A 23,964-nucleotide genomic window follows, 5' to 3' on the forward strand; every position below is an offset into this window, starting at 1 on the left:
CGGCGCTGCCGGATCCCCGCGTTCGTCACGCTGCAGAGAAGCATCATCACTCACCAGGACTCGATCCTGGCCGCCATCGAACACGGCCTGTCCAACGGACGGATCGAATCGGTCAACACCAAGATCCGGCTCATCACCCGCGTCGCGTTCGGATTCCGCAGCCCCGCCGCCCTTATCGCCTTGGCGATGCTCAGCCTCGGCGGTCACCCGCCGCAACTCCCGGGAAGAAATCACCCACAGATCAGTCAGTAGAGCCCTAACTGGTTGCGTTGTTCACGGCCACCACGCAGTCATCGTCCTCACGCTCCCTACGCGATCAGTGGAAACGCTAGTAGGGCGCCGCCGATCGCGACTCGCGCCGACGCCGTCCGGGCTGCAGGAGATGCACGCTCAGCCAGGGCACGCGTCACCGAATGCGCTGCTAAGCAAACCATTCGACGTCATAAGCGCCACATCGTGGCCGCGGCGACTCATTGGAATCACTGTGGTTCAAAGCTCAGCCCGACCAACAGCGGACACCCGTGTTCAGGGAAGCGACTCATGGAGGTAGGTGCACTCGTCCTCGAGCGCGTCGACTTCGTCTGGGATGTTCACGCTGAGTCGGCGCAGCACCCGGTAGGTCAGGTTCTGGGTCGATCGACTGCCGAGTCCCTGCTCAAAACCCTCGTTACGGTAGTCCCCCATCTCGTCGTCGACCTCGCCGAACCGCGCACAGTCGAAAGTCCTTGGTGCACTGGTGTAATCCGAGACCAAGCTGTTGTACTTCCCGACATAGGTCCTGGTATCGGCGAGCATCGTCGCGCGATCGAAGTTGGTCGGCTGCTGCACCGGTTCCTGCACCCAGTCGCCGTCCGAGATGGAGTATTGGCCGATTCCGGGAGTCGGTTGGTAGTTCGCGGTCCGCTCGGCGTGGAAGGTGACCTCCACGGGCACGGCATAGAACAGGACATGCCCCTCCTGCCTGTGCTCCACCTCGCGGTTCAGAATTCGCAGCGGCGCGGTCAACTGCTCGGTGCTCAATGCGTCGGAGTGCACGAAGACGAGCACTCCGAAGTCCGAACTGTCGTCGTACTCATAGGAAGCGTTGCTCCCGAAGAGTTTGACGGCCTGCACGCGCAGGTCGTCCAATCCGGACGAGTTTACGATCCGGTCGACGATGCGAAGCGAGCCGTCACGCACGTCGGGCTTCATGTCCATGCCGTTCCAGATACGCGGATCGAGCACCGTGGGGAACGTCGTGATGGCGTCGATCTCCCGTGTGATCGCCTCATCGGAACCGTCCGCAAGGGCGGCGGTCGCTGCGGTCGCCGCCGGCGGCGTGACACAGCATGGGGCGAAAATCCCCAGCAGCCCAATCGCGGCCCAACGGCGGCATCTTGCGGCTAGGCTCACTCGTCCCTCTCGCGTCGAACAAGGATGTCTGACCGTGCGGAATCACCTGTATCGAATCGCCGTTGCGGCAGTGGCCATACTGCTCTTCGCCGGCTGCGGCGGCTGTGCACGCCCGCCAACGCCGGCCCAACGACGGCCTGGTGGCCCTGCAGAGCGCACTGGCAAAGAACGTCGGTGACCCCGGTCTGCCCCACCAAGCGTGCTACACCGTCGACGACACTCACAGCATCTTCGTGTCGGACCAGGCGAAGCTATCCGAACAGACGGCGCTGACCTGGGACGCTCGGGTACTCGAGTTGCTGCACAGCTCCATCGAGAATGCACGGAGTTGATCGCGAGCGCAGGGACCTTCACAACAGTCAGAGCCTGAGCACGCCCTACTACCGCTTGGCTGCGTTCGCGACGAGCGCCTTGGCGATCGTGGCGGCTTCGTCGTCGATGCCGAAGGCGCACGCAATGGCCTCGACCGACAGGTTGGCCACCGACGCCAAGGCGTGTTGGCATTCCCAGCCGTCGGAGTCCTCCTGCGCGATAACTTGCGTCACCACGTCGCCGTCGACCACCACGTCGTCGATCAGCCAGATCGAGCTCGTCGTCCCGTCGTCGACGGCCACCGAGAACCCGCCGCAGTCACGCCAGGTGGACGTCGAGTTCTCGACGAAGTCCCTGGCCAGTGTCTCCGTCGAGTAGCGGACGACGGCCTGCTCGACCCAGTGTTCGTTGCCGTCTTCCGGCTCCCGCGCGACCTGATCCCGCACGTCAGTCCAGTCGCTGAACCGGTACACCTCGTCCTCGGCTCCGAAGATCGAGCCGAGGCAGTCCGGGTCGGATACGGCATCGCTGTTGTCCGACATCTCCTGGCCCTCGAGGACGACCTCCATCTGGGTGGCGCCCGCGATCTCGTTGAGCTGCCCGATGCTCAGCAGCACGTCGTCGAGTTGCGATGGCCGGAGCGGCCGCACGTCCGTCGGGCCGGAATCAGCATCGCGGACGGCGAGGCCGGAGACCGTGCTGGTACATCCGGACACCGCCACGAGGGCAAGGGCCAACGCCGCACACGCCCGCGCGCGAGCGCCCACCCGGTTCACCCTGGTCCTCGAGTCTTGTCCAGGATGACCTGGACGATGCGCACGGCCGCGGCCTGCGGGTCCGGCTGGCGCTCGCCCGCCGCCGTGACGGCGAGCGAGACCTCGACGATGGTGCCGTTCCGTACCCCGACTGCGCGCTCGTACCGCGAGGTGGGGGCGCTCGGACGTTGGGTTGTCCGAACCGTGGCCGAAAGCACGGACCCCTGTGCGGTGACATCCGTGATCTCCGCGTCGATCACCGTGTCTCCCACGTGCTTCACCACGGTGGTGCCCGAGCACTGCTGCCACTGCCGAACGAACGAATCGAACGTCGATTCGGCGGCCTCGGCCGTGGCCAGGCGCACCACCGCCACATCGGCGCCCGAGGTGTCGACGCCTTCGTCCCAGTTGAAGTAGCTCTGACGGGCGACTTCGATGACGGGCAGCGGTTCGTAGACGATTCGCGGCGCAGTGTCGGTCACGGCGGCACAACCGATCGGCGAGGCGTCGGCGTCGGTGCGGTAGCCGTCGGGCAGGATCTCCACGCCGCCGATGAACGGCTGAAAGCCGAAGGTGCTCAACGGGTTTCCGGCCGCAGAGGTGATCTCATCCTCGGTGGTCAGGGTCTTGACCGCGGTTGTCGCAGGCTGGGCTGCGCCCTCGACCGTGTGTGCGCAGCCGGCCAGCAGCAGGACGAGCGACAGGGCCCCCGCCAGCCAGCGCATCGGAGGCTACTTCTTGGGCTTGTCGCTGGCGGCGTCGGAAGACAATGCCGCGACGAAGGCTTCCTGCGGGACCTCGACCCGGCCGATGGTCTTCATCCGCTTCTTGCCTTCCTTCTGCTTGTCCAGAAGTTTGCGCTTGCGGGTGATGTCACCGCCGTAGCACTTGCTGAGCACATCCTTGCGGATCGCCCGAATGTTCTCGCGCGCAATGATTCTCGACCCGATCGCGGCCTGGATCGGCACCTCGAACTGCTGGCGCGGGATGAGTTCCTTGAGCTTGGTGGTCATCTTGTTGCCATAGGCGGCGGCGCCGTCCTTGTGCACGATGGCACTGAACGCGTCCACCGCCTCGCCCTGAAGGAGGATGTCGACCTTCACCAGATCGGCCTCCTGCTCACCCGCTTCCTCGTAGTCGAGGCTCGCGTACCCGCGGGTGCGCGACTTCAGCGAGTCGAAGAAGTCGAAGATGATCTCGCCCAACGGCATCGTGTAGCGGAGCTCGACGCGTTCCGGTGACAGGTAGTCCATGCCACCGAGCTCACCCCGGCGCGACTGGCACAGCTCCATGATCGTGCCGATGAACTCGCTGGGCGCGATGACCGTCGTCTTCACCACGGGTTCGAAGACCGCTCGAACCTTGCCCTCCTGCCAGTCCGAGGGGTTTGTCACGACGAGCTCCGTACCGTCGTCCTTCACCACCCGGTACACCACGTTGGGCGCGGTGGAGATCAGGTCGAGGTCGAACTCGCGTTCCAGGCGCTCGCGGGTGATCTCCATGTGCAGCAGGCCGAGGAACCCGCACCGGAAGCCGAAGCCGAGCGCCACCGACGTCTCGGGCTCCCACGTCAGTGCCGCGTCGTTCAGCTGCAGGCGCTCGAGCGCATCGCGCAGGTTCGGGTAGTCCGAACCGTCCACCGGATAGAGGCCCGAGTAGACCATCGGCTTGGGCTCTCGGTATCCGATCAACGCCTGGGTGGCGCCGTTGCGCGCGGACGTCACGGTGTCGCCGACCTTCGACTGGCGGACGTCCTTCACACCGGTGATCAGATAGCCCACTTCGCCGACGCCAAGGCCCACGGTCGCCTTCGGCTCGGGTGAGACGATGCCGACCTCCAGCAACTCGTGCGTGGTGCCGGTGGACATCATCTTGATCTTCTCGCGTGGGTTGAGCTTGCCGTCCACCACGCGGACGTAGGTGACGACGCCGCGGTAGACGTCGTAGACCGAGTCGAAGATCATCGCCCGCGCGGGCGCGTCGGCGTCTCCGACCGGCGCGGGGATCAATCGCACCACCTCGTCGAGTAGTTCTCGGACGCCCTCGCCGGTCTTGCCGGAGACGCGCAGTACGTCATCCGGTTCGCACCCGATGATGTGGGCGATCTCACCGGCGTAGCGGTCCGGATCGGCGGCGGGCAGGTCGATCTTGTTCAACACCGGAATGATAGTCAGATCGCGGTCGAGCGCCAGGTACAGGTTCGCCAGCGTCTGAGCCTCGATGCCCTGCGCGGCGTCGACGAGCAGCACGGCGCCTTCGCAGGCCTCGAGTGCGCGCGACACCTCGTAGGTGAAGTCGACGTGCCCCGGGGTGTCGATCAGGTGCAGGACGAACTGCTCACCGTTGACCTCCCACGGCAGTCGCACGTTCTGCGCTTTGATGGTGATGCCGCGTTCGCGTTCGATGTCCATCCGGTCGAGGTACTGGGCCCGCATGTCCCGGTCGGCGACGACCCCCGTGATCCCCAGCATGCGGTCGGCCAGCGTCGACTTGCCATGGTCGATGTGCGCGATGATGCAGAAGTTCCGAATCTGCGCCGGCGCAGTGAACGTCTTGTCGGCGAAGCTGCTGATGGGAATCTCCTGGTGGGGTGGGGCCCCGACGTGTGTCGGCCCGTGTTACCTGCGCTACCAGCGTATCGACCAAACGTCGTGTCGACACAATCGTGCTTATGCTCGTCCCATGGCTTCACAGCGGAGTCCGTGGCAGCGAATTCTCAAGACCACGGAGAACCTGGTGTTCGGGGAAGCGCCAAAGATCATCCGCCAGCTGCAGAGACCGGAGACCAGGCCGCGCACCCTCCAGCAGGGCATCAAGATGGGAATCGACGTCGGCATCAGCGTCCTGATGGGCGCGGCGACGGAGCCCCAGCGTGCGATCGCCGCGGGCCGACCCGTCACCAAGAGCAGCGTGCCCACCGCGCACCGGGCGCGCAGGGTGTCCTATGCGCCGGATCTCGACGGCCGGGCCGATCCTGGCGAGATCGTGTGGACGTGGGTGGTCTACGAGGAGGACCCGTCACGCGGCAAGGACCGCCCCGTCCTGGTCGTCGGCCGCGACAGCTCCACTCTGCTGGGGCTGATGTTGACCAGCCAGGAGCGTCACGTCGCCGACCGCAGCTGGGTCGGGATCGGAAGCGGCAGTTGGGATTACGAGGGCCGCGCCAGCTGGGTGCGGCTCGATCGCGTCCTCGACGTCCCGGAGGAGGGCATCCGCCGCGAGGGCGCGATCCTCGATCGCGAGACCTTCGAGATCGTGGCAGCGCGGCTGCGCGCCGAGTACTCCTGGAGCTAGGCGCGTCAGCGCGCAGGCCGCCACATCGGAATCAGGCTGGGCCCTCCGGGCGGCGTGATCTCGCCGGTGATCTCGAAGCCGAACCGCTGGTAGTAGGGCACGTTGTCGGGATTGCTGGACTCCAGGTAGGCCGGCGCATGCTCGGCGTCGCAGCGGTCGAGCCGCGAGCTCATCAACGCCTGCCCGTAGCCCTTGCCGCGGACGTCGGTATCGCTGCCGATGATCGCGAGGTACCAGTGCGGCTCCTCGGGATGAGCCTTCTTCATCATCTCTTCGAGGACGAGCCCACGCTGGAGGGACCGGCCGAACGCCAGGAGCAATCCCGGCATGGCCCGCAGCTCCTCACCCCGGTTCTGCCGCCACTTGCCGGGCGGGTCCCACAGCGCCGCGCTCCCGATGCCGCCAGAGTCGTCGGGCACGACCTCGACGCCACCCTGGGACAGGTGGTGGTGGCGCGTCAGCGCCGAGAACAGCTTGTGCAGCTTGCGCCTGCGCCTGTCGGCGTCGGGCAGCATCCAACACATCACGGGATCGTCGTAGAAGGCCCGGCCGAGGGTCGAGGACAGGGCGCCTACGTCGGCACGGGTCGCGGGTCTTGCGAGCACGCTGGCCATGTTCTCACCCCTGGGTGATGTATGCCGCCAACTGCTCCCGTTCGGCCTGCAACGCTTCCATCCGGGTCTTCACGAGGTCGCCGATGCTGACGATGCCGGCCAGTTGGCCGTTCTCCACGACGGGCACGTGCCGGACCCGATGGGTGGTCATGAGTCCGCTGAGGCTGTCGACGGAGTCGTCGGGCGAGCACGTGATCACCTCACTGGTCATGATGTCGGCGACGGGTCTACCTAGCGCTCCCGCGCCGTGTTCGTGCAACATGCGCACGATGTCGCGTTCCGACACGATGCCGACCAGCCCGTTCGGCCCGACGACGACCATGGCTCCGACATTGCGGGTGACCAGTCCGCCAAGTAGGTCGCTGACCAGGGTGTCCGGGGCGATCGTCAGCACGCCCGCACCCTTGTTCTTCAGCACGTCTGCGATACGCACTGGCTGCCTCCTTGGTGACGTGAATCACACCAGGCTACGTCCATCGCGGCATGGCGGAAGCCCTTACGCGGAACACATCGACGACGACAGCGGCGCCGTCGGCTTCGGCGCCATGGCGTTGACACCGGTGTACGGCGACGTCGACGACACCGAATCGCTGGTCACCCTGCACCGCGCGGTGGATCTCGGCGTGACGTTCATCGACACCGCGAACATCTACGGAGGCGGGGCCAACGAGCGACTGATCTCGGGCCTGCTCGCCGATCGGCGCGACGAGGTCACCCTCGCGACGAAGTTCGGCATCGTCGGGAATCCGGCCGATCGCGCCTCGGGCAAGTCGGGGGCGCGCGGCGACGCCACCTACGTCCGGCAGTGCATCGACGAGAGTCTGGGTCGTCTGCAGACTGACGTCGTCGACCTGTACTACATGCACCGGCGCGACCTCACCGTGCCGATCGAGGAGACCATCGGCGCGATGGCCGACCTCGTGACCGCGGGCAAGGTTCGTCATCTGGGCCTATCCGAGGTGACGGCCGACGAACTGCGCGCCGCCGTCGAGGTACACCCGATCGCCGCCGTCCAGAGAGAGTGGTCCATCTGGAGCCGCGACGTCGAGCGCCACGTGGTGCCCGCGGCCGCCGAACACGGTGTCGGCTTCGTTCCGTATTCACCGCTGGGACGGGGATTCCTGACGGGCACGGACACCTCCGTCGCCGACCTGACGGAGTCATCGGACTTCCGCCGCAACCTGCCGCGCTTCTCCGACGAGGCACTCGAGAACAACCTGGCGGTGGTCGAGGTGATCCGCGCCGTAGCCGACGAACATGCGGCCACCGCGGCGCAGATCGCCCTGGCCTGGCTGCGTTACCGGGCCGACGAGTTCGGCGTGGCGTCGGTGCCGATTCCCGGCACCCGCCGGGCCGCGCGCGTCGAGGAGAACCTCGACTCGCTGGACGTGGCCTTGAGCGACGACCAACTCGCACGGCTGGACTCGGCGGCCAACGCGGTGTCGGGGAATCGCTTCGCCGACCTGGCGTGGGTGTCGGCCGGACGCGAATAGCCGATCAGTCCGTGTCCCTCGGTCGGGTCACCTGCAGAGCCACGGCGACGTCGTCGAATGCCGCCGCCTGCGCACTGATCCGGGTGATCTCGCTGGGCCGCTTCAACAGTCCGCGGACCGCGATGATCGCGACCTGCTCGCCCACGCGGATGGCCTCCCCCACGCGATCGCCCTGATCGGTGTGCAGCCGGGTCTGTTTCTGCGCTCCATGGTCGAAGTTGAGAAGCAGGCCTGCGGTCGTCTCCTTGTCGCAGTCGATGAACTTGCCCTCGCCGATCGCCGCACCGATCAAGTCGACCACCCACTGCTCGAGCCGCTCGTACTCGGTCCAGAACTGGTGGTACTCGGCGCGCTGCACGTGCGCGATGCGTTGGATCTCGTTGAAGTCGATCGGTGACATCGCCAGCTGCATGGTGTCGAATCTCAGCAGCCGGTACAGCTTCACTGCCGGTGAGCCGGAGCCCGCGCCGATCTCGGCGATGAACTCGAGCGGCGCCCGGTTGACGACCAGTGTCTCCTGCAGCAGCTGCTCCTTTGTTGCGAAACCAGTAGTACATCGACGACTGCCGAAGACCCGTGGCGCGGGCGATGTCGCTCATCGTCGTTTGGGCGTAACCCTTCTCGGAGAAGAGCTTCGTGGCGGCGTCGACGATCCCGGTACGCGGCGACCGTCGCTCTGGAGTCGGCAAGCCGTTCGGACGGATAACGCCGCACGAGCGGGCCGGAGGGGGTAGGTATGACGTCATGATCGAGGTCACGCTGCTGGGCACCGGCAGTCCGATGGTGGATCCCAACCGCGCTGGTCCGTCGACGCTGGTGCGGGCGGGTGATCAGACCTTCCTGGTGGACTGTGGCCGCGGAGTGCTGATGCGCGCCGCGGCGGTCGGCGTCGGCGCGGCCAACATCACGGCGCTGCTCCTGACGCACCTGCACAGTGACCACATCACCGACCTCTCCGACGTCATCACGACCCGGTGGGTCACCACGTTCACCCGCACTCCCCTGCTGGTGATCGGGCCGCCGGGAACCGCGGCGGTGGTCGACGCCACCCTGGATGCACTGGCCTCCGACATCGGCTACCGGATCGGCCACCACGCCGACATCACCGAACCGCCCAGCGTGGAGGTGGAGGAGGTGACCGATGGCGTGGTATGGGGTCGCGACGGCGTGCGGATCACGGTCGCACCTACCGATCACCGCCCGGTCGAGCCGACGATCGGCTTCCGGATCGAGTTCGCCGGCGCCTCAGTGGTATTGGCCGGTGACTCGGTGCCGTGCGCGAGCCTCGACGAGTTGGCCGCCGGTGCGGGCGCGCTGGTGCACACCGTGATCCGCAAGGATCTGGTCGAACGAGTACCCCAGCAGCGCCTGCGCGACATCCTCGACTACCACTCCTCCGTCGAGGAGGCAGCCGCCACCGCGGCACGTGCAGGCGTCGACACGTTGATCCTCACGCACTACGTGCCGCCGCTGGCGCCCGGCCAGGAGGATGACTGGCGGGCCCTGGCGGCCACGGCCTTCCCCGGCACTATCGAACTCGGCAACGACTTGCTGCGGGTCGAGGTAACTCCGGGAGCGAACACTAAGCCAGGCGGGTGATCTCCACGACCACGTCGAGGTCGGTCGAACCCTCCCCCGAGTAGATGCCCTTGAGCGGGGTCACGTCGTGGTAGTCACGACCGACGCCGACACTGATGTACTGCTCGCTGATCTCCTTGTCGTTGGTGGGGTCGTAGTTCCACCAGCCACCCGTCCAAGCCTGAATCCAGGCGTGGCTCTGGCCGTCGATGGTGTCACCCACCTTGGCCTTGGCGTTGGGATGCAGGTAACCCGACACGTAGCGAGCGGGAATCCCCATGCTGCGCAACAGGATCAGTGTGAGGTGGGCGAAGTCCTGACAGACGCCCTTGCCTTCGCGGAGCGCATCGAGACCCGACGAGTGGACGCCGGTGGTCCCCGGTACGTACGCCAGCTCGGCATGCACCCACTGCGCTGCCTCGATGATTGCCTGCTGGGGGTCGTGGTACTTGGCGATGCGCTCGCCGACGCGGGCCATGCGCCTGCTGGCCGGAGTGTAGGCCAGCCCCACGAGGTACTCGTCGAAGCGATCCTTCACCGCCTCAGACGCCAGTTCCTCCCAGCCGAACTTCTCCTTCGGCAGCTCACCCTTGTCGGTCTCGACGACCGACGACGCCGTCACCTCGAGCTCGGTGTGCGGTGCGTGCAGGTCGAAAGACGTTACGGCCGTGCCCCAATAGTCGACGTAGCGGTAGGAACGGGTGGCGGGAACCGTCTCGACGCGATTGAGGACCACGTTCTGTCGAGAGTCCGACCTCGGGGTGAGTCGGGCCTCGTTGAACGAGGCGGTGACCGGCGACTTGTAGGCGTAGCCAGTGGCGTGGATGACGCGCATACGCCACATGTCAGACCTCACCCTCTTCGATCACCAGCGACACGTTTCGACCGGCGTCGGTCCATGCGACCCACGGCGCCGAGTAGAAGTACTCCAGCGCCAACGCCTCTCCGACGTCGGCGCAAGTGGTTTGCAGCGCGCCGAGTCGCTCCTCGAGGGATTCGAGCAGCACACCGGGTCGCAGGAACTCCAACTCACTGCGGGCGCGGCCCAGCAGGCGCTGCGCCTCGGCGGTCGCGCCGACGCGGTTGAGCCTTCGATGGTGAAGTTCGTCGAGGCTGTGTTCGGCGAGCCGCAGCGAGTACATGATGGACCGCGGGAAGAGCCGATCGAGCATCATGAACTCGACCACCCGGGTGGCGTCCAACACGCCGCGGTAGGTGCGCAGATAGGTGTCGTGCGCGCCCGCCGAGCGCAGCACGGTCACCCAGGCGGGTGACGAAGCGCTGTCCCCGACGCGCGACAACAGCAGCCGCACGATCATGTCGACGCGTTCGATGGCGCGTCCCAGCACCATGAAGCGATAACCGTCGTCGCGGGACAGGGTGGAATCGGCCAGGCCGGCGAACTGGGCCGCCCGTCCCTCGATGTAGGACAGGAACTCGTGCGGCCCGAGGCGCTTGGCGGCGCGTTCCCGCTCGGGCAGCGCGTTGTAGGTGGTGTTGAGGCACTCCCAGATCTCCGTCGAGGTGACTTCGCGTGCGCCGCGGGCATTCTCGCGCGCTGCGGAGATCGAGTCGACGATCGAGCAACCGCCCTGGGTGTCGCGGCTGAACGCGACGAGGTCGGTCAACGACCAGAGGTGGAGCGCCGTGTCGTCGGGTGGCTCGATGCCAAGCACCTTCAACAGCGTCCGCGACGCCTGGTCGGGATCGACGCTCGAGTCTTCGAGCAGCTGATGAACGGTGACGTCCAGGATCCGGGCCGTGTCGTCGGCGCGTTCGACGTAGCGCCCGATCCAGTACAGGGATTCCGCGTTGCGCGCGAGCATCAGTCCACCACCTGCTGCTGCTGCTGCTGCTGTTGTTGTTGTTGCTGCTGCTCCTCCTGCGGAGCCGTGGCCTGGGACTGCTGCTTCTGCGAGGGTGCGTCGCCGTTCTTCTCGGACTTCGACGCCTTGCCGGTCTTCGGCAGGGCACGCACGACCTCGGCCGCGGCGAGTTCACGGTCGGCCACCGATGTGCGTGACGCCAGCACCCAGGTGTCCTTCGAGCCACCGCCCTGGCTGGAGTTCACCACCAACGATCCCTCCGGCAGCGCGACCCGCGTCAGACCGCCGGGCAGCACCCACACGTTGTCACCGTCGTTGACGGCGAACGGCCGGAGGTCGACGTGGCGCGGCGCCAGATTGTCGTCGATCTTCGTCGGGACCGTGGACAGCTGCACGACGGGCTGGGCGATCCACCCGCGGGGATCGTTGCGCACCTTCTTGGTGATGGTGGCGAGTTCCTTCTCGGACGCATCCGGGCCGAAGACGATCCCATAGCCGCCGGACCCCTCGACGGGCTTGATGACGAGTTCGTCGATGCGGTCGAGCACCTCCTCGCGCTCGTCGTCGAGCCAGCAGCGGAACGTGTCGACGTTGGCCAGCGCAGGTTTCTCGCCGAGGTAGTACTCGATGATCGTCGGGACGTAGGTGTAGACCAGCTTGTCGTCGCCGACCCCGTTGCCGACGGCGCTGGAGATGACCACGTTGCCCGCGCGGGCGGCGTTGAGAACTCCCGCCACCCCGAGGACCGAGTCCGGCTTGAAGTGCATCGGATCGAGGAACTCGTCGTCGATCCGGCGGTAGATGACGTCGACCTGGCGCTCGCCCTCGGTCGTCCGCATGTACACGGTGTTGTCGCGGCAGAACAGATCGCGCCCCTCGACGAGCTCCACGCCCATCTGGCGGGCCAGCAGCGAGTGCTCGAAGTACGCCGAGTTGTAGACGCCGGGAGTGAGGACGACGACCGTCGGGTCGGCCTCGTTCGAGGCTGCGGCATTGCGCAGGGCGAGAAGCAGGTGAGACGCGTAGTCGCCGACCGCCCGGACGCGATGCGTGGCGAAGAGGTTCGGGAACACCCGCGCCATCGTGCGGCGGTTCTCCATCACGTAGGAGACTCCCGACGGCGAGCGGAGATTGTCCTCGAGCACGCGGAAGGTGCCTTGGCCATCACGCACCAGGTCGATGCCTGCGACGTGGATGCGCACGCCGTTCGGCGGGACGATGCCCGCGGCCTCGCGGTGGAAGTGTTCACACGACGTGACCAGCCGGCGCGGGATGACACCGTCGCGCAGGATCTCCTGCTCGCCGTAGATGTCGTCGAGATACATCTCCAGTGCCTTCACGCGCTGAGTGATTCCGCGTTCGAGCCGGGACCACTCGGCCGCCGAGATCACCCGGGGCACCAAGTCCAGCGGGAACGGACGCTCCTGGCCCGACAGGGAGAAGGTGATGCCCTGGTCGATGAACGCGCGCCCGAGCGCCTCGGACCGTGCCGCGAGTTCGGAGGCGTCCGACGGAGCAAGCTCGGCGAAGATTCCCTTGTACGGGCCACGGACGTTGCCCTGGGCGTCGAACATCTCGTCGAACGCCTTGGAGTAGTCGCCGACGTTGTTGTACCCACCGAAGATGCCGTCGTGACGTTTTGACGACGAAACGGTCTTGCGCCCCGATCGGGCGCCATCCGCTGGCAGGGTTCGAAGGCTCACCATTGACATGCTGCCCCAACTGTTTCGTTTCGGCAGGCCAGGCCACACCGCTTTGGGGATTTACCCGCCACGCTGGTAACCTGATGCCTTGCTGCCCGTAGTCGGGCGCCCGTGAAAACTTTGGCAAACCCAAGCTGACATTCAGAAGGAACTTACGCGTGGCCAACATCAAGTCGCAGCAGAAGCGCATTCTCACCAACGAGCGCGCGCGTCTGCGCAACCAGTCGGTGAAGTCCGCTCTGCGCACTGCTGTTCGCGGATTCCGCGAGGCGATCGACGCCGGCGAGAAGGACAAGGCCGCCGAGTTGCTGGTATCGACCAGCCGCAAGCTGGACAAGGCCGCCAGCAAGGGTGTCATCCACAAGAATCAGGCGGCCAACAAGAAGTCCGCGCTGGCGCACGCCCTGCACAAGCTCTGAGCTACTGCCCCCCGGCCAGTTCGGCCACCTTTCTCACCGCTGATTCGAGCGCGTAGTCGGGGTCTGCTGCCGCGCCCTTGACGTCCGCGTTCAAGGCTGCCACCAGGCGCATCGCCTCGGCGACCGAATCGCGCGACCAGCGCCTGGCCTGCTTCTGCGCCTTCTGTACACGCCACGGCGGCATGCCCAGTTCGCCTGCCAGCCGATAGGGATCCCCGGACATCGGACCCACTCGTGCGATGGCGTGCACCGCTTCGGCCAGCGCGTCGGCCAACACGACGTGCGGTTCTCCGCCGATCATCGCCCAGCGCAGCGCTTCGGCCGCCCCCGCGACGTCGCCCGTCACCGCCTTGTCGGCGATGTCGAAGCCCTTCACCTCCGCCTTGCCACTGTGATAGCGGCGCACCGCCGCGGCATCGACCTCGCCGCCCGTGTCGGCGACGAGTTGCGAGCACGCCGCGGCGAGTTCGCGGATGTCGGAGCCCACGGCGTCGAGCACCGCGGTCACCGTGTCGTCTCCGACCTTGACCTTGAGGGTGCGGAACTCGCGGCGGACGAAGTCGGCCCGCTCACCGGCCTTCGTGATCTTGGCGCATGGATGGACCTCGGCGCCGAGCGTCTTCAGCTGATCGGCCAACGCCTTGGCGCGGCCCGCGCCGGAGTGCACGATGACGAGCGCGGTGCCCGGCTGGAGGTCCGCGGCCGCGTCGGCGATCAGCGCGACGGCGTCCTTGCCCGCCTCGGCGGCCGCCTCGAGCACCACGACGCGTTCGTCGGCGAACAGTGAGGGGCTGAGCAGTTCGGCGAGTTCGTTGGTGCTGACCTCGCCGGCACGCATGCGATCGACGGGCACGTCGTGGGTGCCGGCCTGCTTGCGTGCGGCACGCAACACGTCGGCAATGGCGCGGTCGACGAGCAGATCTTCATCGCCCAGGACCAGGTGCAGTTGGCTCACGCCCCGATGGTGTCACGCCATACCGACTCGATTCACACCCTGCCCCGACAAGGACCACGCGAGCAGGCACACCGCTGCCACGCCCACCACCACGCGTCCCCACCTCCATCGCCACAACACCACCGCGGCGACCCCGGCGATGGCCACGGTCACGACGCCCGGCCACCCGGATGGCACGGCCACGACCGCTCCTGGCACCGACGACGCCCAGTGCGCGACCTTCGACAACCACCATAGTTCGGGCCCGATGAACCGGATCATCAGCTCTGCCGCGGCCGGCCATGCTGCCGTCAGCGCGGCCGCACCTGTGCCGATCACGGTGATCGGCGGGATGACCGCTGCCACGGCGAGATTCGCGATGACGGACATCATGCTCACGGTGCCCGACATCCCCGCGACGAGCGGTGCCGTGACGAGCTGAGCCGCGACGGCGACGCTCACCCCCGCCGCCAGCGGCTCCGGCCAGCCACGATCGACGAGTCGACGCGACCACACCGGCGCGATGACGACCAGTGCGGCCGTGGCCGACACCGACAACGCGAACCCGAGGTCGACGGCGAGTTCGGGTGCCACGACCACGAGGACCAGGACGCAGGCCGACAACGCCGGTATCGCCTGTCGCCGCCTCCTCGAGATGACTGCGAACAGGGCGATCGCACCCATGACGGCAGCGCGCAGCACACTGGCGGACGGCTGCACCACCACGACGAAGACGATCAGAGCCACCGCAGCCGACGCGACCGCAACCCGGGGGCCGACGAGTCCGGCCGCCAGCAGAATCGCACCGCAGACGATCGTGACGTTGGCCCCGGAGACCGCCGTCAAATGCGTCAAACCCGCGGCCCGAAACTCGTTCGCCGTCTCGACGCTCAGGGCGGACGTGTCCCCGAGCACCAACGCGGGCAGCATCGCCGCCTGGTCGGCGGGCAGCACCGCCCGTGCCGCAGCGGCGAAATCGGACCGCACCCCTGCCGCCGCGCGCTGCACCGCGCTCGCTGTCCCCAGCGTGGGCCTTCCGGTCGCGATCAGCACCGCCACGGACAGATCGCGTCGGGTCGGCCGCGAGATCCTGGCATGGAAGGCCGCCGGCCGACCCGCGGTCACGTCGCCGTAGTCGATGGCCGACGCGAAGACGACGACGCGACCACCGGTCCGTTGCCCGTCGAGCGATATGACCGTGCCGCGGAACATCATCCGAGTGGCGCCGAGGAACCGAGGCGACTCGCTGGGCACCACGACGACCGTCGCCGTCGTACCGTAGTGCGACACGATCGGATGGTGGTGCACGTCGTCCACCCGGAGTGCCACGGCCGCGGCGAAGGCCACGCCGACCGCCGCGACCGCGACCAAGGAAGGCCAGATGGCCGCGAACGTCGTTGGTGCGCGGTGCAACCGCCACGCGATCACCGCCGTCGCGAGCACCGCGAGGACCGCCACCCAGAAAGCCGCCGGCGGACTCCACACGATGCCCGCCGCGGTGACCGCCCAACTGGTCAGCGCGGCAGGCACCAGACGCACGTCGGGCGTGGTGGCAACGGACGGGTTCGGCGTCACACCGTGACCAGGGCACGCAGCTTCTCCAGCCGCGCGGGGCCGATGCCATCGACCTCGCCGAGTTGGTCCACGCCCGCGAAGGGCCCGTTGGCGTCCCGCCACGCGATGATCGCCGCGGCGGTGACGGGGCCGACGCCGGGCAAGGTGTCGAGCTGTTCGACCGTCGCCGTGTTCAGGTTGACCAAACCGTCTGGTGCAGTGGGCTTCTCGTTCGGGGTGGCCGAGGTCGGCGCTGCATCGGGCGGCGAGGTGATCGAACTCCCCATGGCCGGCGGCGCACCGGGTGGCGACGAGAGGCCGACGACGATCTGCTCCCCGTCACCGACCCGACGCGCCATGTTGATGCCGACCAGATCCGCGCCGTCCAGTGGGCCACCGGCAGCAGTCAGCGCGTCGGCGATGCGGGCACCCGCACCGAGCGTCACCAGACCGGGTTGGTGCACCAACCCGACCACGCTGACGACGACCTGCCCGTCCGCCGGCGCCCCGTCCGCCGGGACGGACGCGGTGGACGAAACCATCTGCACCGGAGGCAGTTTCGCCGACGTTACCGCGGGGCCGTCGTCCCGCATCAACGTGAACACGGTGACCAGCACCGCGACGGCACCGACGATTCCGAGTCCGATGACCCCTGCCCTCCCCGGGTCGGCGCGCACCGTCGTGAGCCAACCGGCCGCCCCACCGGCCGTGGCCTCGGGCAACCATCGCGACAGCGAGGTGTCGGACTCCTCGCCGTCGCCGGTGCCTTCGGATGTCTCCTCGTCGGGGGCTCGTGGCCCGGCGAGGCGGCGCTCTGCCCTGTCGACCGCTCTTTCGGTACGCATGCCGCGAACGGTAGGCGTTGCGGTGGACGCGGCAGGCTCGCACGGCGGCCGCCGATCCACCCCTGTGGATGGACGTCGGACTGTGGATCGCGAACGGATGCTAGCCCACCCGTCGTCGTGAACGGGGCCGCGGTCGGTCGGGGCGTCGCCCGATGGTGACGGGACGGAGGCCGCGCATCGACTGCCGCTGCAGCGCCGTGTCCGCGTTGACCGAGCAGAACAGTCATGTACTCTGGTGAACATGATTGTTCGCGTTGGTGCTTCATCGTCCACTCGATCCCTGCTGCAGACCGCCACCGAGGTCCTGGTCACCGATCCGGCTGCCTCCCTGGCGGACGTGGCCAGAGCCGCCGGCATCGGCCGCACCACATTGCACAAGCTCTACCCAACCCGTCACGCCTTGTTGGTCGCGCTGGCAGTTGACGCACTCGATCTGCTGGAGAGCACCTACGCGGAGGTCGGCCTCGACGTGCCGGGCCACGAGGTACCGGCCGCCTTGCGCCGGTTGGTGACGGCGATGATCCCGATGGGACCACGGCTGGAGTTTCTGCTGCGCGAGCGGTCGCTGGACATCGAGCCCGAGCTGCTGACTCGCCTCGAAGCCCTGGACGCGCCGGTCCGCGCCGCCGTCCGCCGCGCCCAGTCCGGCGGGGTCCTGGGCGCCGATCTGACCGACGAGTGGATCGTCTCGGCGATCAACTCGCTGGTCTACGCGGCGTGGGAGCAGATCGCGCTGGGCCGTCTCGCCCCGGTCGCAGCACCCGACCTAGTCATGCGAACGGTGCTGCACGGGATCGCCGTCACGATCGGCGAGCACTGAGATGCGCCGCCTGATCACCGCCGGCCGGATCGCTGCGGGCCGAGCCGCGCTGTGGACGCTGGCCCGTTCGGGCGACCTGCTCGCCGAGGTGCTGGAGCCGGGCGGGAAGGACGTTTACGCCCTCTACGACCGGATGCGCGCCCACGGACCGGTCTACCGCAGCCGCACCGGCGCACGGGCGGTCACCTCGCACGCCCTGTGCGACCAGGTGCTGCGCGACCCGCGCTTCGTGATACGTGACTCCAAAGGTGTTCCCGCCGATGCCGATCCGTGGGAGGCGACAGTGGGCGGGCCGCTCACCGGGTCCTTCCTGGAACAGGATCCACCCGATCACACTCGGCTGCGCCGGCTCGTCGCCCCGGCGTTTCGTCCCGCGGTGATCCGCGGCTACCGCGACCGGGTCGACGCCCTGGCTCGTCAGTTGCTCGACAAGGCACTGCAGCGGGAGTCGTTCGACCTCGTCGGTGACCTCGCGGCCCCGCTGCCGATCACGGTGATCACCGACCTGCTCGGGATTCCCGACGTCGACACCGCGCGGTTCGCCCGATATGGCGCCATAGTCGGCCAGTCCATCGGCGGGGTATTCAGCCTCGCCCAGGCCGAGCAGCTGCGCGCGGCCAGCGATGACCTGGTCGCGTTGTTCGTTCGGCTCGAACGCGAGGACAGTCTCGGCGACGACGTCCTGAGCCTATTGCGCGCTGCCCGTGTCGACGGCCGGCTCAGCAGCGACGAATTGGTGGCCACCTGCGGGCTTTTGCTGATCGCCGGATTCGAGACGACGGTCAACCTGATCGGTAACGCAGTAGCAGCGCTGGCTCGTCATCCCAAGCAGTGGGAGCTGCTGCGCCGCGATCCGGGGCTGGCCGCCGCAGCCGTCGAGGAGACCTTGCGGTTCGATCCGCCCGTCCAGCTCACCGTCCGGGTCCCGCACGAATACGTCGAATTGGACGGTGAACTGCTGGCGCCCGACACCCGGGTGATGCTGATGCTCGCCGCCGCGGGCCGTGACCCCGCGGCCCACCCCGACCCGGCACGGTTCGACATCACCCGGAGCGGCGGGACCGACCATCTCGCCTTCTCGAGCGGCATCCACTACTGCCTCGGCGCTCCCCTGGCCCGACTGGAAGCCGAGGTGGCGATTCAGGTGCTCGCCGAGCGGGTGCCGGCACTGCAGATGACCGATGGCGCGCGCCGCCGACCGGGTAATGCGATCCGCGGGTATGCCTGCATGCCGATGACCGCCTTGGCCGAAGCCCAGTAGTGACCAGCACCGTGATGTTCGTCGCCTGCGGCTCACTGGTGCTGGCGAGCAGTGCCATCGCGGCGGCGTCGCCGGCGGTGCGGCGGTTGCGCTAACGCTGGCCGCCTGCGTCGCCATCGGTGAGATCTGCAGACGCGGCCGGGTATACATATTCACCAACGGTGTCTATAGATCCGGGTTGCAACGAGGAGGCGCACATGACGACGAACGCCACCGACCGGCCGCTGCGGGTGATCCAGTGGACCACCGGCAACATCGGGAAGCGTTCCCTGCACGCCATCATCGGACGTGACGACATGGAGCTGGTCGGGGTGTACGCGCACGGCGCGGACAAGGTGGGAGTGGACGCCGCGGAACTGGCCGGCTGGGCCCAGCCCACCGGGGTGACGGCGACCAATGACGTCGACGCGCTGATCGCGTTGAAGCCCGACGCGTGCTGCTACAACCCCTTGTGGCCGGACGTCGACGAGCTCACGAAGCTGCTCGAGGCGGGAGTGAACGTCTGCTCCAGCGCGGCCTGGATCACCGGCGGCAAGCAGAGTCCCGAGGATTTGGACAGGATTCGGACGGCTTGTGCGGCAGGCAATTCCACCATCTTCGGCAGTGGCGCCCATCCCGGCATGACGAACATGGTCGGGATGGTGCTCTCCGGGGCATGCGAGAAGGTCGATGAGATTCGGATCACCGAGTCGGTGGACTGTTCGACCTACGAGTCGGCGGGCACGCAGGCCGCGATGGGCTTCGGTCAGGACCAAGCGACGCCCGATCTCGCCGAGAGCGTACGGCGGGAGAGCGAGGTGTTCGCGGAGTCGGCGGCGATGATGGCCGACGCCATCGGCGCCACCCTCGACAGGTTGACGTTCGACGTCGAGTTCACGACGGCCACCGGCGACAGCGACCTGGGGTTCATGCAGATCCCCAGCGGCACCGTCGGCGGGGTCTACGGCTACCACCGCGGCTGGGTCGGCGAGAAGAACGTCGTCAGTGTCGGATTCAACTGGACGATGGGCAGCCACGTCACGCCGCCGAAGCCACTGGAGCACGGCCACGTCATCCAGGTGTTCGGCACGCCCAACATGCGTACGGTGCTGCACTGCCTACCACCCCGCGACTGGAATGAACCCGGCTTCATGGGTCTCGGCATGATCTACACCGCGATGCCGGTGACGAACGCCGTGCCCGCCGTCGTGGCCGCCCCGGCGGGGATCGTCACGCTCAAGGACCTGCCGCCCGTGACGGGACGTTGCGCACGCTAGAACCTGGCGGCGAGCCTCGCCCTGCCTGGTCCGTCGAGTTCGGCCAGCGCGTCCTGGCGGCCGGCCATGATCAGCAGCAGCACTTCACCGGTGCCACGCACCTCCGGTCCGGTGCCGTGGGACCAGTCCAGGTCGGTGGCGACCAACCGAAGGCCGCGGGCGCGCCACGCACCACGGATCAGCGGCGCAAACCGGGCGAAGTCAAGGGCTACGCGCGGGCGCAATCGTGCGGGGGATCCCGAGCCGACGCCGGGTGTCCTGCTGATGAATCATGTTGTCGGTCAGTGCGACCCGGCCACCCAACCCGGCACCGAGACCGTGGGCTCGGCGTTGTCCCGCAGGATGCCGACCAGCTCGTCGGACGAACGATCCGCGAGTGCCTCCACCGCAAGGGCGTTGATGCGGTCGGTCTGCAGACGGCCCTTGAGGAATCGGGCGGTCAGTTCCCGCGGGGACATTCCCTCGAAGCTGACGCAGTGCGCGGCGACGTCCCGCACGGACCAACCCGCACACAGGGACGGACTCTCCCATTGCTCGGGCGTCAGGCCCGCCAGGAGGTCGGCGAAGTCCTCCCGCTCTTCCCGTGCCAGGTCCAGCGGTGACATCGAGTCTCCTCAACCGTCCACCGTCACGCACACCCCGACGGACCCGCCACCGACGTGCACCGAGAGCACCGGTCCCATGTCGGTGATCGACGGCGCGTTCACCTGGGGCAACCGCGCGGTGAGGGCCGCTGCGATCTCGGCCGCCCCGTCCTGGTTGTCGACGTGGTGCACGGCCAGCGTCGCCGGGCGATCGCCGACGACCTCGGCCACCGCCTCCACCAGCGCCGCACGAGCCTTGGTGACGGTGCGGATGCGCTGGGACAGCACCAGGCGTCCATCGACGTCCAGACACAGCAGCGGCTTGAGCGACAGTGCCGTCCCCAACCACGAAGCGGTGGTACCGATCCGGCCACTGCGCCGCAGATTGTCGAGCCGGTGCACGACGATGAACGCGTGACCTCGAGGCACCACCGCCCTCGCCGCTGCCTCGACGGCGTCGAGGTCTCCGCCGGCAGCAGCAGCACGCGCAGCGGCCAGGGCCACGAATCCGACACCGGCCGCGGCGGATCGCGAGTTCACCACGCGCACTGCGGGACCGAACTCACGGGCCGCCCCGACGGCCGAGCTGAAGGTGCTCGACAGCGCAGCGGACAGGTGCACCGCGACGACCCCGTCGCCACCGCTCTCGGCCAGTGCCTGGCGGTAGGACTCGGCGAGGTCGGCGGGAGTGGCGCCGGCCGTCGTGACGTGAGCGTGAGCATGAACGTCATGGGGCACTTCATCGATGCCGTCCCGCAGGTCGGTGCCATCGACGAGCACGTGCAGCGGAACCTGTCGAATCCCCCACCGCTGCAGTTCCTCCGGATGCAGACGCGCCGACGAATCGGTCACCACCGTGACGGCCATGCTCAGCCGCCGGTGCCCACGGCGGTCACTCCCGCCTCGGCGAGCCCCTTCGTCATCAGTTCGGCCACCGCGCGGTGCGCCTCGAAGTTCCAGTGGATGCCGTCGGGGTTTCCACGCCCGCTCATCACCTGCTCGCCGACCGCGGCCTTGAGATCGACGATCGGCACGCCGTGCTCGCGTCCCCATTCGGTGATTGCGGCGACCGTGCCCTCACGCCACCGGTGGGACTTGCCGTAGGTCTCGGCGACGTGGACCGAGGGGATGCACGCCACGAAGGGAATGCCGGGGCGGTTGAAGTCGATTGCGGCGCGCGTCTGTTCGAGGTATTCGGCACTCAGGTGGGGCGGCAGCGCAGGTCGGGCGATTGGCGACAGCCTGGGCTGCAACCAGCCGTACCCGTCACGCGCCCATCGACGCACGAGGGGTGGACGCACGTAGCGGATCAGTTCGCGCACGGCGGTTGGCAATGGCGAAGGGAGGGAATCCATGCCGGACGTCGCGAAGACCACGGCGCCTGCCCGGGGTAGCGCCGCCCACGCGCGGGGATCCTGAATGGCCGCCCACCACACGTCGCGGCACGTCCACCCGATCCGACCGATCAGCTCCACGTCCCAGTCGAGTTGCGAGGCCACGATGTTGGGCCAGATCCTGGGATCGTCCGCGGGCAGTCCGCCGGTCGGTCCGTAGTAGGACAGCGAGTCGCAGAAGACGAGCAGCGTGCGGCGGGCAGGAGCGCTAGAGGACATCGTTGGCGACCTGAGCCGAGGCGTTCCACACGTCGAGACGCCATCGGACGTCGTCCGGCGCCGCGTCGTCCGCCGAATGCCCGGACAGCTGCACCCAGCTCGCGTTTCCCATCCCGCCCAGCACGGGCCAGTTGTCCACCGGCAGTTCCAGCAGAGCGGCGGTCAGCGCGGCGATCAGCCCGCCGTGAGCCACCAGGACGACCGGCCGGTCCGACGCGTCCCCCGCCCCATCGGAGCCCCAATCACCAAGCTGGACAAGCAACTCGGCGACCAGCGGCGCGCTTCGCTTGGCCACGTCGACCCGGCTCTCGCCCCCGTGCGGGGCCCACCTGGCATCCTCGCGCCAGGCGAGCCGGGCGCCGGGTGCGGTGGCATCCACGTCGAGGTGCGTCAGGCCCTGCCAGTCGCCGAGGTGCGTTTCCCGGAGTCGAGTGTCGACCGATGCCGGGACGCCGCTGCGCGCGGCGAGCGCGGTCGCGGTGTCGAGGGCGCGACGCAGATCGGAGGACACGACCACCAACGGCTGCCGCTTGGCCAGCACCTCGGCGGCGGCGGCCGCCTGCTCTCGGCCCAGGTCGCTGAGATCGGTGTCGAGCTGGCCCTGCATGCGGCTGCCCGCGTTGTACTCCGTCTGACCGTGCCGTAGCAGCACCAGGCGGCGAATCCTCACTCCGCACCGTCCGTTTCTCTTCGCGCAAGCGGCTCATCGGCCTCCAGATCGACGGGGATGAGTGGACAGTCCCGCCACAACCGGTCGAGGGCGTAGAAGTTGCGCTCGTCCTGGTGCTGAATGTGCGCCACGATGTCGACGTAGTCGAGCAGCACCCAGCGCCCCTCGCGGGTGCCCTCGCGGCGGGCGGGCTTGTACCCGGCCAGCCGCATCTTCTCCTCGACCTCGTCGACGATCGCGTTGACCTGGCGGTCGTTGGACGCCGACGCGACGACGAAGCAGTCGGTGATGACGAGTTGTTCGGACACGTCGATGACGACGACGTCGTCGGCGAGCTTGGCCGACGCCGCCCTGGCGGCGATGATCGCCATGCGGATGGCTTCTTCAGAGGCGGTCATGGTCTGCGGTCCCCTGTCGCAAGAACGGTCGCGGGATACAGACCGCGCTTGGTGACGTACTGCACGACGCCGTCGGGCACCAGGTACCAGATGGGTCTGCCCTGTTCGGCCCGCTTGCGGCAGTCGCTCGACGAGATGGCCAACGCAGGCACCTCCACGAGCTTCAGCGCATCCGCGGGCAGTTCCTTCATCGCCGCCTCGATGTGTTCGCCGTCCAATTCGTAGCCGGGTCGGCTGACGCCGACGAATCGCGCCATGGAGAAGAGATCCCTCCAGTTCTGCCAGGACAGAATCGACCCGAGGGCGTCTGCGCCGGTGATGAAGAACAGGTCCGCGTCGGGATTGAGCGCTCCGAGGTCGCGCAGCGTGTCCTTGGTATAGGTGGGCCCGCCGCGATCGATGTCGACGCGACTCACCGAGAACTGCGGATTGGCTGCGGTCGCGATGACCGTCATCAGATATCGGTCCTCGGCGGCGGTGACGGCCCGCTCGCGCTTCTGCCAGGGCTGACCGGTGGGTACGAACACGACTTCGTCCAGGTTGAACAGGTCGGCCACCTCGCTGGCGGCGACCAGGTGACCGTGATGGATGGGATCGAACGTCCCGCCCATCACCCCCAGCCTGCGTCGAGTCACGAATAGGC

At 67.8% G+C, this 23,964-nt stretch carries 27 protein-coding genes and 2 pseudogenes; 9 read left to right on the top strand and 20 right to left on the bottom strand.

Annotated features, from left to right (window positions below):
- The coding region (locus VET27_RS02350; protein ID WP_526514775.1) for a transposase at window positions 1-252 on the top strand (252 nt) is incomplete at its 5' end.
- A 273-nt stretch (window positions 253-525) separates the two neighbouring features.
- Here VET27_RS02350 and VET27_RS02355 read toward each other — a convergent pair.
- Entirely contained in the window at window positions 526-1,392 is an 867-nt protein-coding gene (locus VET27_RS02355) for a hypothetical protein (protein WP_526514776.1), read from the bottom strand.
- Between the two features lie 62 nt (window positions 1,393-1,454).
- On the opposite strand from VET27_RS02355, the gene VET27_RS02360 reads away from it, so the two are divergent.
- Window positions 1,455-1,724: a hypothetical protein gene (locus VET27_RS02360; RefSeq protein WP_526514777.1), complete on the top strand. Its 270-nt coding sequence runs from the start codon at window positions 1,455-1,457 to the stop codon at window positions 1,722-1,724.
- Window positions 1,725-1,772: 48 nt separating this feature from the next.
- Here the strand turns inward: VET27_RS02360 and VET27_RS02365 are convergent, their stop codons facing one another.
- Genes VET27_RS02365 through lepA form a run of 3 tightly spaced genes read right to left on the bottom strand, consistent with a single transcriptional unit; the run spans window position 1,773 to window position 5,038 of the window.
- On the bottom strand, window positions 1,773-2,471 hold the full coding sequence (locus VET27_RS02365; RefSeq protein ID WP_526514778.1) for a sensor domain-containing protein: 699 nt from the start codon (window positions 2,469-2,471) through the stop codon (window positions 1,773-1,775).
- A gap of 5 nt (window positions 2,472-2,476) precedes the next feature.
- Window positions 2,477-3,184, bottom strand: a complete 708-nt coding sequence (locus VET27_RS02370; RefSeq protein WP_526514779.1) for a sensor domain-containing protein — start codon at window positions 3,182-3,184, stop codon at window positions 2,477-2,479.
- Window positions 3,185-3,190: 6 nt separating this feature from the next.
- The gene (gene lepA / locus VET27_RS02375; RefSeq protein ID WP_526514900.1) at window positions 3,191-5,038 is read right to left on the bottom strand and encodes a translation elongation factor 4; all 1,848 of its coding nucleotides are present in this window, start codon (window positions 5,036-5,038) and stop codon (window positions 3,191-3,193) included.
- Window positions 5,039-5,141: 103 nt separating this feature from the next.
- Here lepA and VET27_RS02380 point away from each other — a divergent pair, with 103 nt between their 5' ends.
- Window positions 5,142-5,753: a type II toxin-antitoxin system PemK/MazF family toxin gene (locus VET27_RS02380; RefSeq protein ID WP_526514780.1), complete on the top strand. Its 612-nt coding sequence runs from the start codon at window positions 5,142-5,144 to the stop codon at window positions 5,751-5,753.
- Window positions 5,754-5,758: 5 nt separating this feature from the next.
- Here the strand turns inward: VET27_RS02380 and VET27_RS02385 are convergent, their stop codons facing one another.
- A complete protein-coding gene (locus VET27_RS02385) occupies window positions 5,759-6,367 on the bottom strand; it encodes a GNAT family N-acetyltransferase (RefSeq protein ID WP_526514781.1) in 609 nt (202 codons plus the stop codon).
- Window positions 6,368-6,371: 4 nt separating this feature from the next.
- Window positions 6,372-6,800, bottom strand: coding sequence for a CBS domain-containing protein (locus VET27_RS02390; protein ID WP_526514782.1), 429 nt, complete (start codon window positions 6,798-6,800; stop codon window positions 6,372-6,374).
- Window positions 6,801-6,876: 76 nt separating this feature from the next.
- On the opposite strand from VET27_RS02390, the gene VET27_RS02395 reads away from it, so the two are divergent.
- Complete coding sequence (locus VET27_RS02395; protein WP_526514902.1) at window positions 6,877-7,860, top strand: aldo/keto reductase; 984 nt, start codon at window positions 6,877-6,879, stop codon at window positions 7,858-7,860.
- A gap of 4 nt (window positions 7,861-7,864) precedes the next feature.
- Here the strand turns inward: VET27_RS02395 and VET27_RS02400 are convergent, their stop codons facing one another.
- A complete protein-coding gene (locus VET27_RS02400) occupies window positions 7,865-8,305 on the bottom strand; it encodes a hypothetical protein (RefSeq protein ID WP_526514783.1) in 441 nt (146 codons plus the stop codon).
- 145 nt (window positions 8,306-8,450) lie between these two features.
- Window positions 8,451-8,606 (bottom strand): annotated as a pseudogene (locus VET27_RS02405) (TetR family transcriptional regulator); the annotation flags it as partial.
- Here VET27_RS02405 and VET27_RS02410 point away from each other — a divergent pair.
- Window positions 8,605-9,459 (top strand): ribonuclease Z, encoded by an 855-nt coding sequence (locus VET27_RS02410; RefSeq protein ID WP_526514904.1) that lies wholly within the window; start codon window positions 8,605-8,607, stop codon window positions 9,457-9,459. The pseudogene VET27_RS02405 and the gene VET27_RS02410 overlap by 2 nt on opposite strands.
- Here VET27_RS02410 and VET27_RS02415 read toward each other — a convergent pair.
- Genes VET27_RS02415 through VET27_RS02425 form a run of 3 tightly spaced genes read right to left on the bottom strand, consistent with a single transcriptional unit; the run spans window position 9,443 to window position 12,838 of the window.
- On the bottom strand, window positions 9,443-10,282 hold the full coding sequence (locus VET27_RS02415; protein ID WP_526514784.1) for a transglutaminase-like domain-containing protein: 840 nt from the start codon (window positions 10,280-10,282) through the stop codon (window positions 9,443-9,445). The two genes, VET27_RS02410 and VET27_RS02415, sit on opposite strands and share 17 nt — an antisense overlap.
- 1 nt (window position 10,283) lies before the next feature.
- Window positions 10,284-11,264, bottom strand: coding sequence for an alpha-E domain-containing protein (locus VET27_RS02420; protein WP_526514785.1), 981 nt, complete (start codon window positions 11,262-11,264; stop codon window positions 10,284-10,286).
- Window positions 11,264-12,838 (bottom strand): circularly permuted type 2 ATP-grasp protein, encoded by a 1,575-nt coding sequence (locus tag VET27_RS02425; RefSeq protein ID WP_526514906.1) that lies wholly within the window; start codon window positions 12,836-12,838, stop codon window positions 11,264-11,266. The genes VET27_RS02420 and VET27_RS02425 overlap by 1 nt, the downstream gene beginning before the upstream one ends.
- 287 nt (window positions 12,839-13,125) lie before the next feature.
- Here VET27_RS02425 and rpsT point away from each other — a divergent pair, with 287 nt between their 5' ends.
- Window positions 13,126-13,386: a 30S ribosomal protein S20 gene (rpsT, locus tag VET27_RS02430; protein ID WP_526514786.1), complete on the top strand. Its 261-nt coding sequence runs from the start codon at window positions 13,126-13,128 to the stop codon at window positions 13,384-13,386.
- Between the two features lies 1 nt (window position 13,387).
- Here rpsT and holA read toward each other — a convergent pair whose 3' ends face one another.
- From holA to VET27_RS02445, 3 genes are read right to left on the bottom strand one after another with little or no spacing between them, the layout of a single operon-like run.
- Window positions 13,388-14,332 (bottom strand): DNA polymerase III subunit delta, encoded by a 945-nt coding sequence (holA, locus tag VET27_RS02435; protein WP_526514908.1) that lies wholly within the window; start codon window positions 14,330-14,332, stop codon window positions 13,388-13,390.
- Between the two features lie 21 nt (window positions 14,333-14,353).
- Window positions 14,354-15,895, bottom strand: a complete 1,542-nt coding sequence (locus tag VET27_RS02440; protein WP_526514788.1) for a ComEC/Rec2 family competence protein — start codon at window positions 15,893-15,895, stop codon at window positions 14,354-14,356.
- Window positions 15,892-16,719 (bottom strand): ComEA family DNA-binding protein, encoded by an 828-nt coding sequence (locus VET27_RS02445; RefSeq protein WP_526514790.1) that lies wholly within the window; start codon window positions 16,717-16,719, stop codon window positions 15,892-15,894. Before VET27_RS02445 ends, VET27_RS02440 begins: the two co-directional genes overlap by 4 nt.
- Window positions 16,720-16,960: 241 nt before the next feature.
- Between VET27_RS02445 and VET27_RS02450 the strand changes: the two genes are divergently transcribed.
- From VET27_RS02450 to VET27_RS02460, 3 genes are all read left to right on the top strand, one after another.
- Window positions 16,961-17,539: a TetR/AcrR family transcriptional regulator gene (locus VET27_RS02450; protein ID WP_526514792.1), complete on the top strand. Its 579-nt coding sequence runs from the start codon at window positions 16,961-16,963 to the stop codon at window positions 17,537-17,539.
- A gap of 1 nt (window position 17,540) precedes the next feature.
- Window positions 17,541-18,800, top strand: coding sequence for a cytochrome P450 (locus tag VET27_RS02455; protein WP_526514794.1), 1,260 nt, complete (start codon window positions 17,541-17,543; stop codon window positions 18,798-18,800).
- Window positions 18,801-18,997: 197 nt separating this feature from the next.
- The gene (locus VET27_RS02460; RefSeq protein ID WP_526514796.1) at window positions 18,998-20,056 is read left to right on the top strand and encodes an NAD(P)H-dependent amine dehydrogenase family protein; all 1,059 of its coding nucleotides are present in this window, start codon (window positions 18,998-19,000) and stop codon (window positions 20,054-20,056) included.
- Here VET27_RS02460 and VET27_RS02465 read toward each other — a convergent pair.
- From VET27_RS02465 to nadD, 6 genes and pseudogenes are all read right to left on the bottom strand, one after another.
- Window positions 20,053-20,661 (bottom strand): annotated as a pseudogene (locus tag VET27_RS02465) (maleylpyruvate isomerase family mycothiol-dependent enzyme). The gene VET27_RS02460 and the pseudogene VET27_RS02465 overlap by 4 nt on opposite strands.
- 9 nt (window positions 20,662-20,670) lie before the next feature.
- Complete coding sequence (locus VET27_RS02470; RefSeq protein WP_526514798.1) at window positions 20,671-21,507, bottom strand: DegV family protein; 837 nt, start codon at window positions 21,505-21,507, stop codon at window positions 20,671-20,673.
- Between the two features lie 2 nt (window positions 21,508-21,509).
- Complete coding sequence (gene octT, locus VET27_RS02475) at window positions 21,510-22,253, bottom strand: diglucosylglycerate octanoyltransferase (RefSeq protein WP_526514800.1); 744 nt, start codon at window positions 22,251-22,253, stop codon at window positions 21,510-21,512.
- On the bottom strand, window positions 22,243-22,923 hold the full coding sequence (gene gpgP, locus VET27_RS02480) for a glucosyl-3-phosphoglycerate phosphatase (RefSeq protein WP_526514802.1): 681 nt from the start codon (window positions 22,921-22,923) through the stop codon (window positions 22,243-22,245). The genes octT and gpgP overlap by 11 nt, the downstream gene beginning before the upstream one ends.
- Window positions 22,920-23,321, bottom strand: coding sequence for a ribosome silencing factor (gene rsfS / locus VET27_RS02485; protein WP_526514804.1), 402 nt, complete (start codon window positions 23,319-23,321; stop codon window positions 22,920-22,922). The genes gpgP and rsfS overlap by 4 nt, the downstream gene beginning before the upstream one ends.
- The gene (gene nadD / locus VET27_RS02490; protein ID WP_526514910.1) at window positions 23,318-23,941 is read right to left on the bottom strand and encodes a nicotinate-nucleotide adenylyltransferase; all 624 of its coding nucleotides are present in this window, start codon (window positions 23,939-23,941) and stop codon (window positions 23,318-23,320) included. The genes rsfS and nadD overlap by 4 nt, the downstream gene beginning before the upstream one ends.
- Window positions 23,942-23,964: the final 23 nt, after the last annotated feature.

Origin of the sequence: Mycobacterium sp., assembly GCF_035633495.1 — a bacterium.
In the GTDB taxonomy this organism is placed as follows: Bacteria; Actinomycetota; Actinomycetes; order Mycobacteriales; family Mycobacteriaceae; genus Mycobacterium.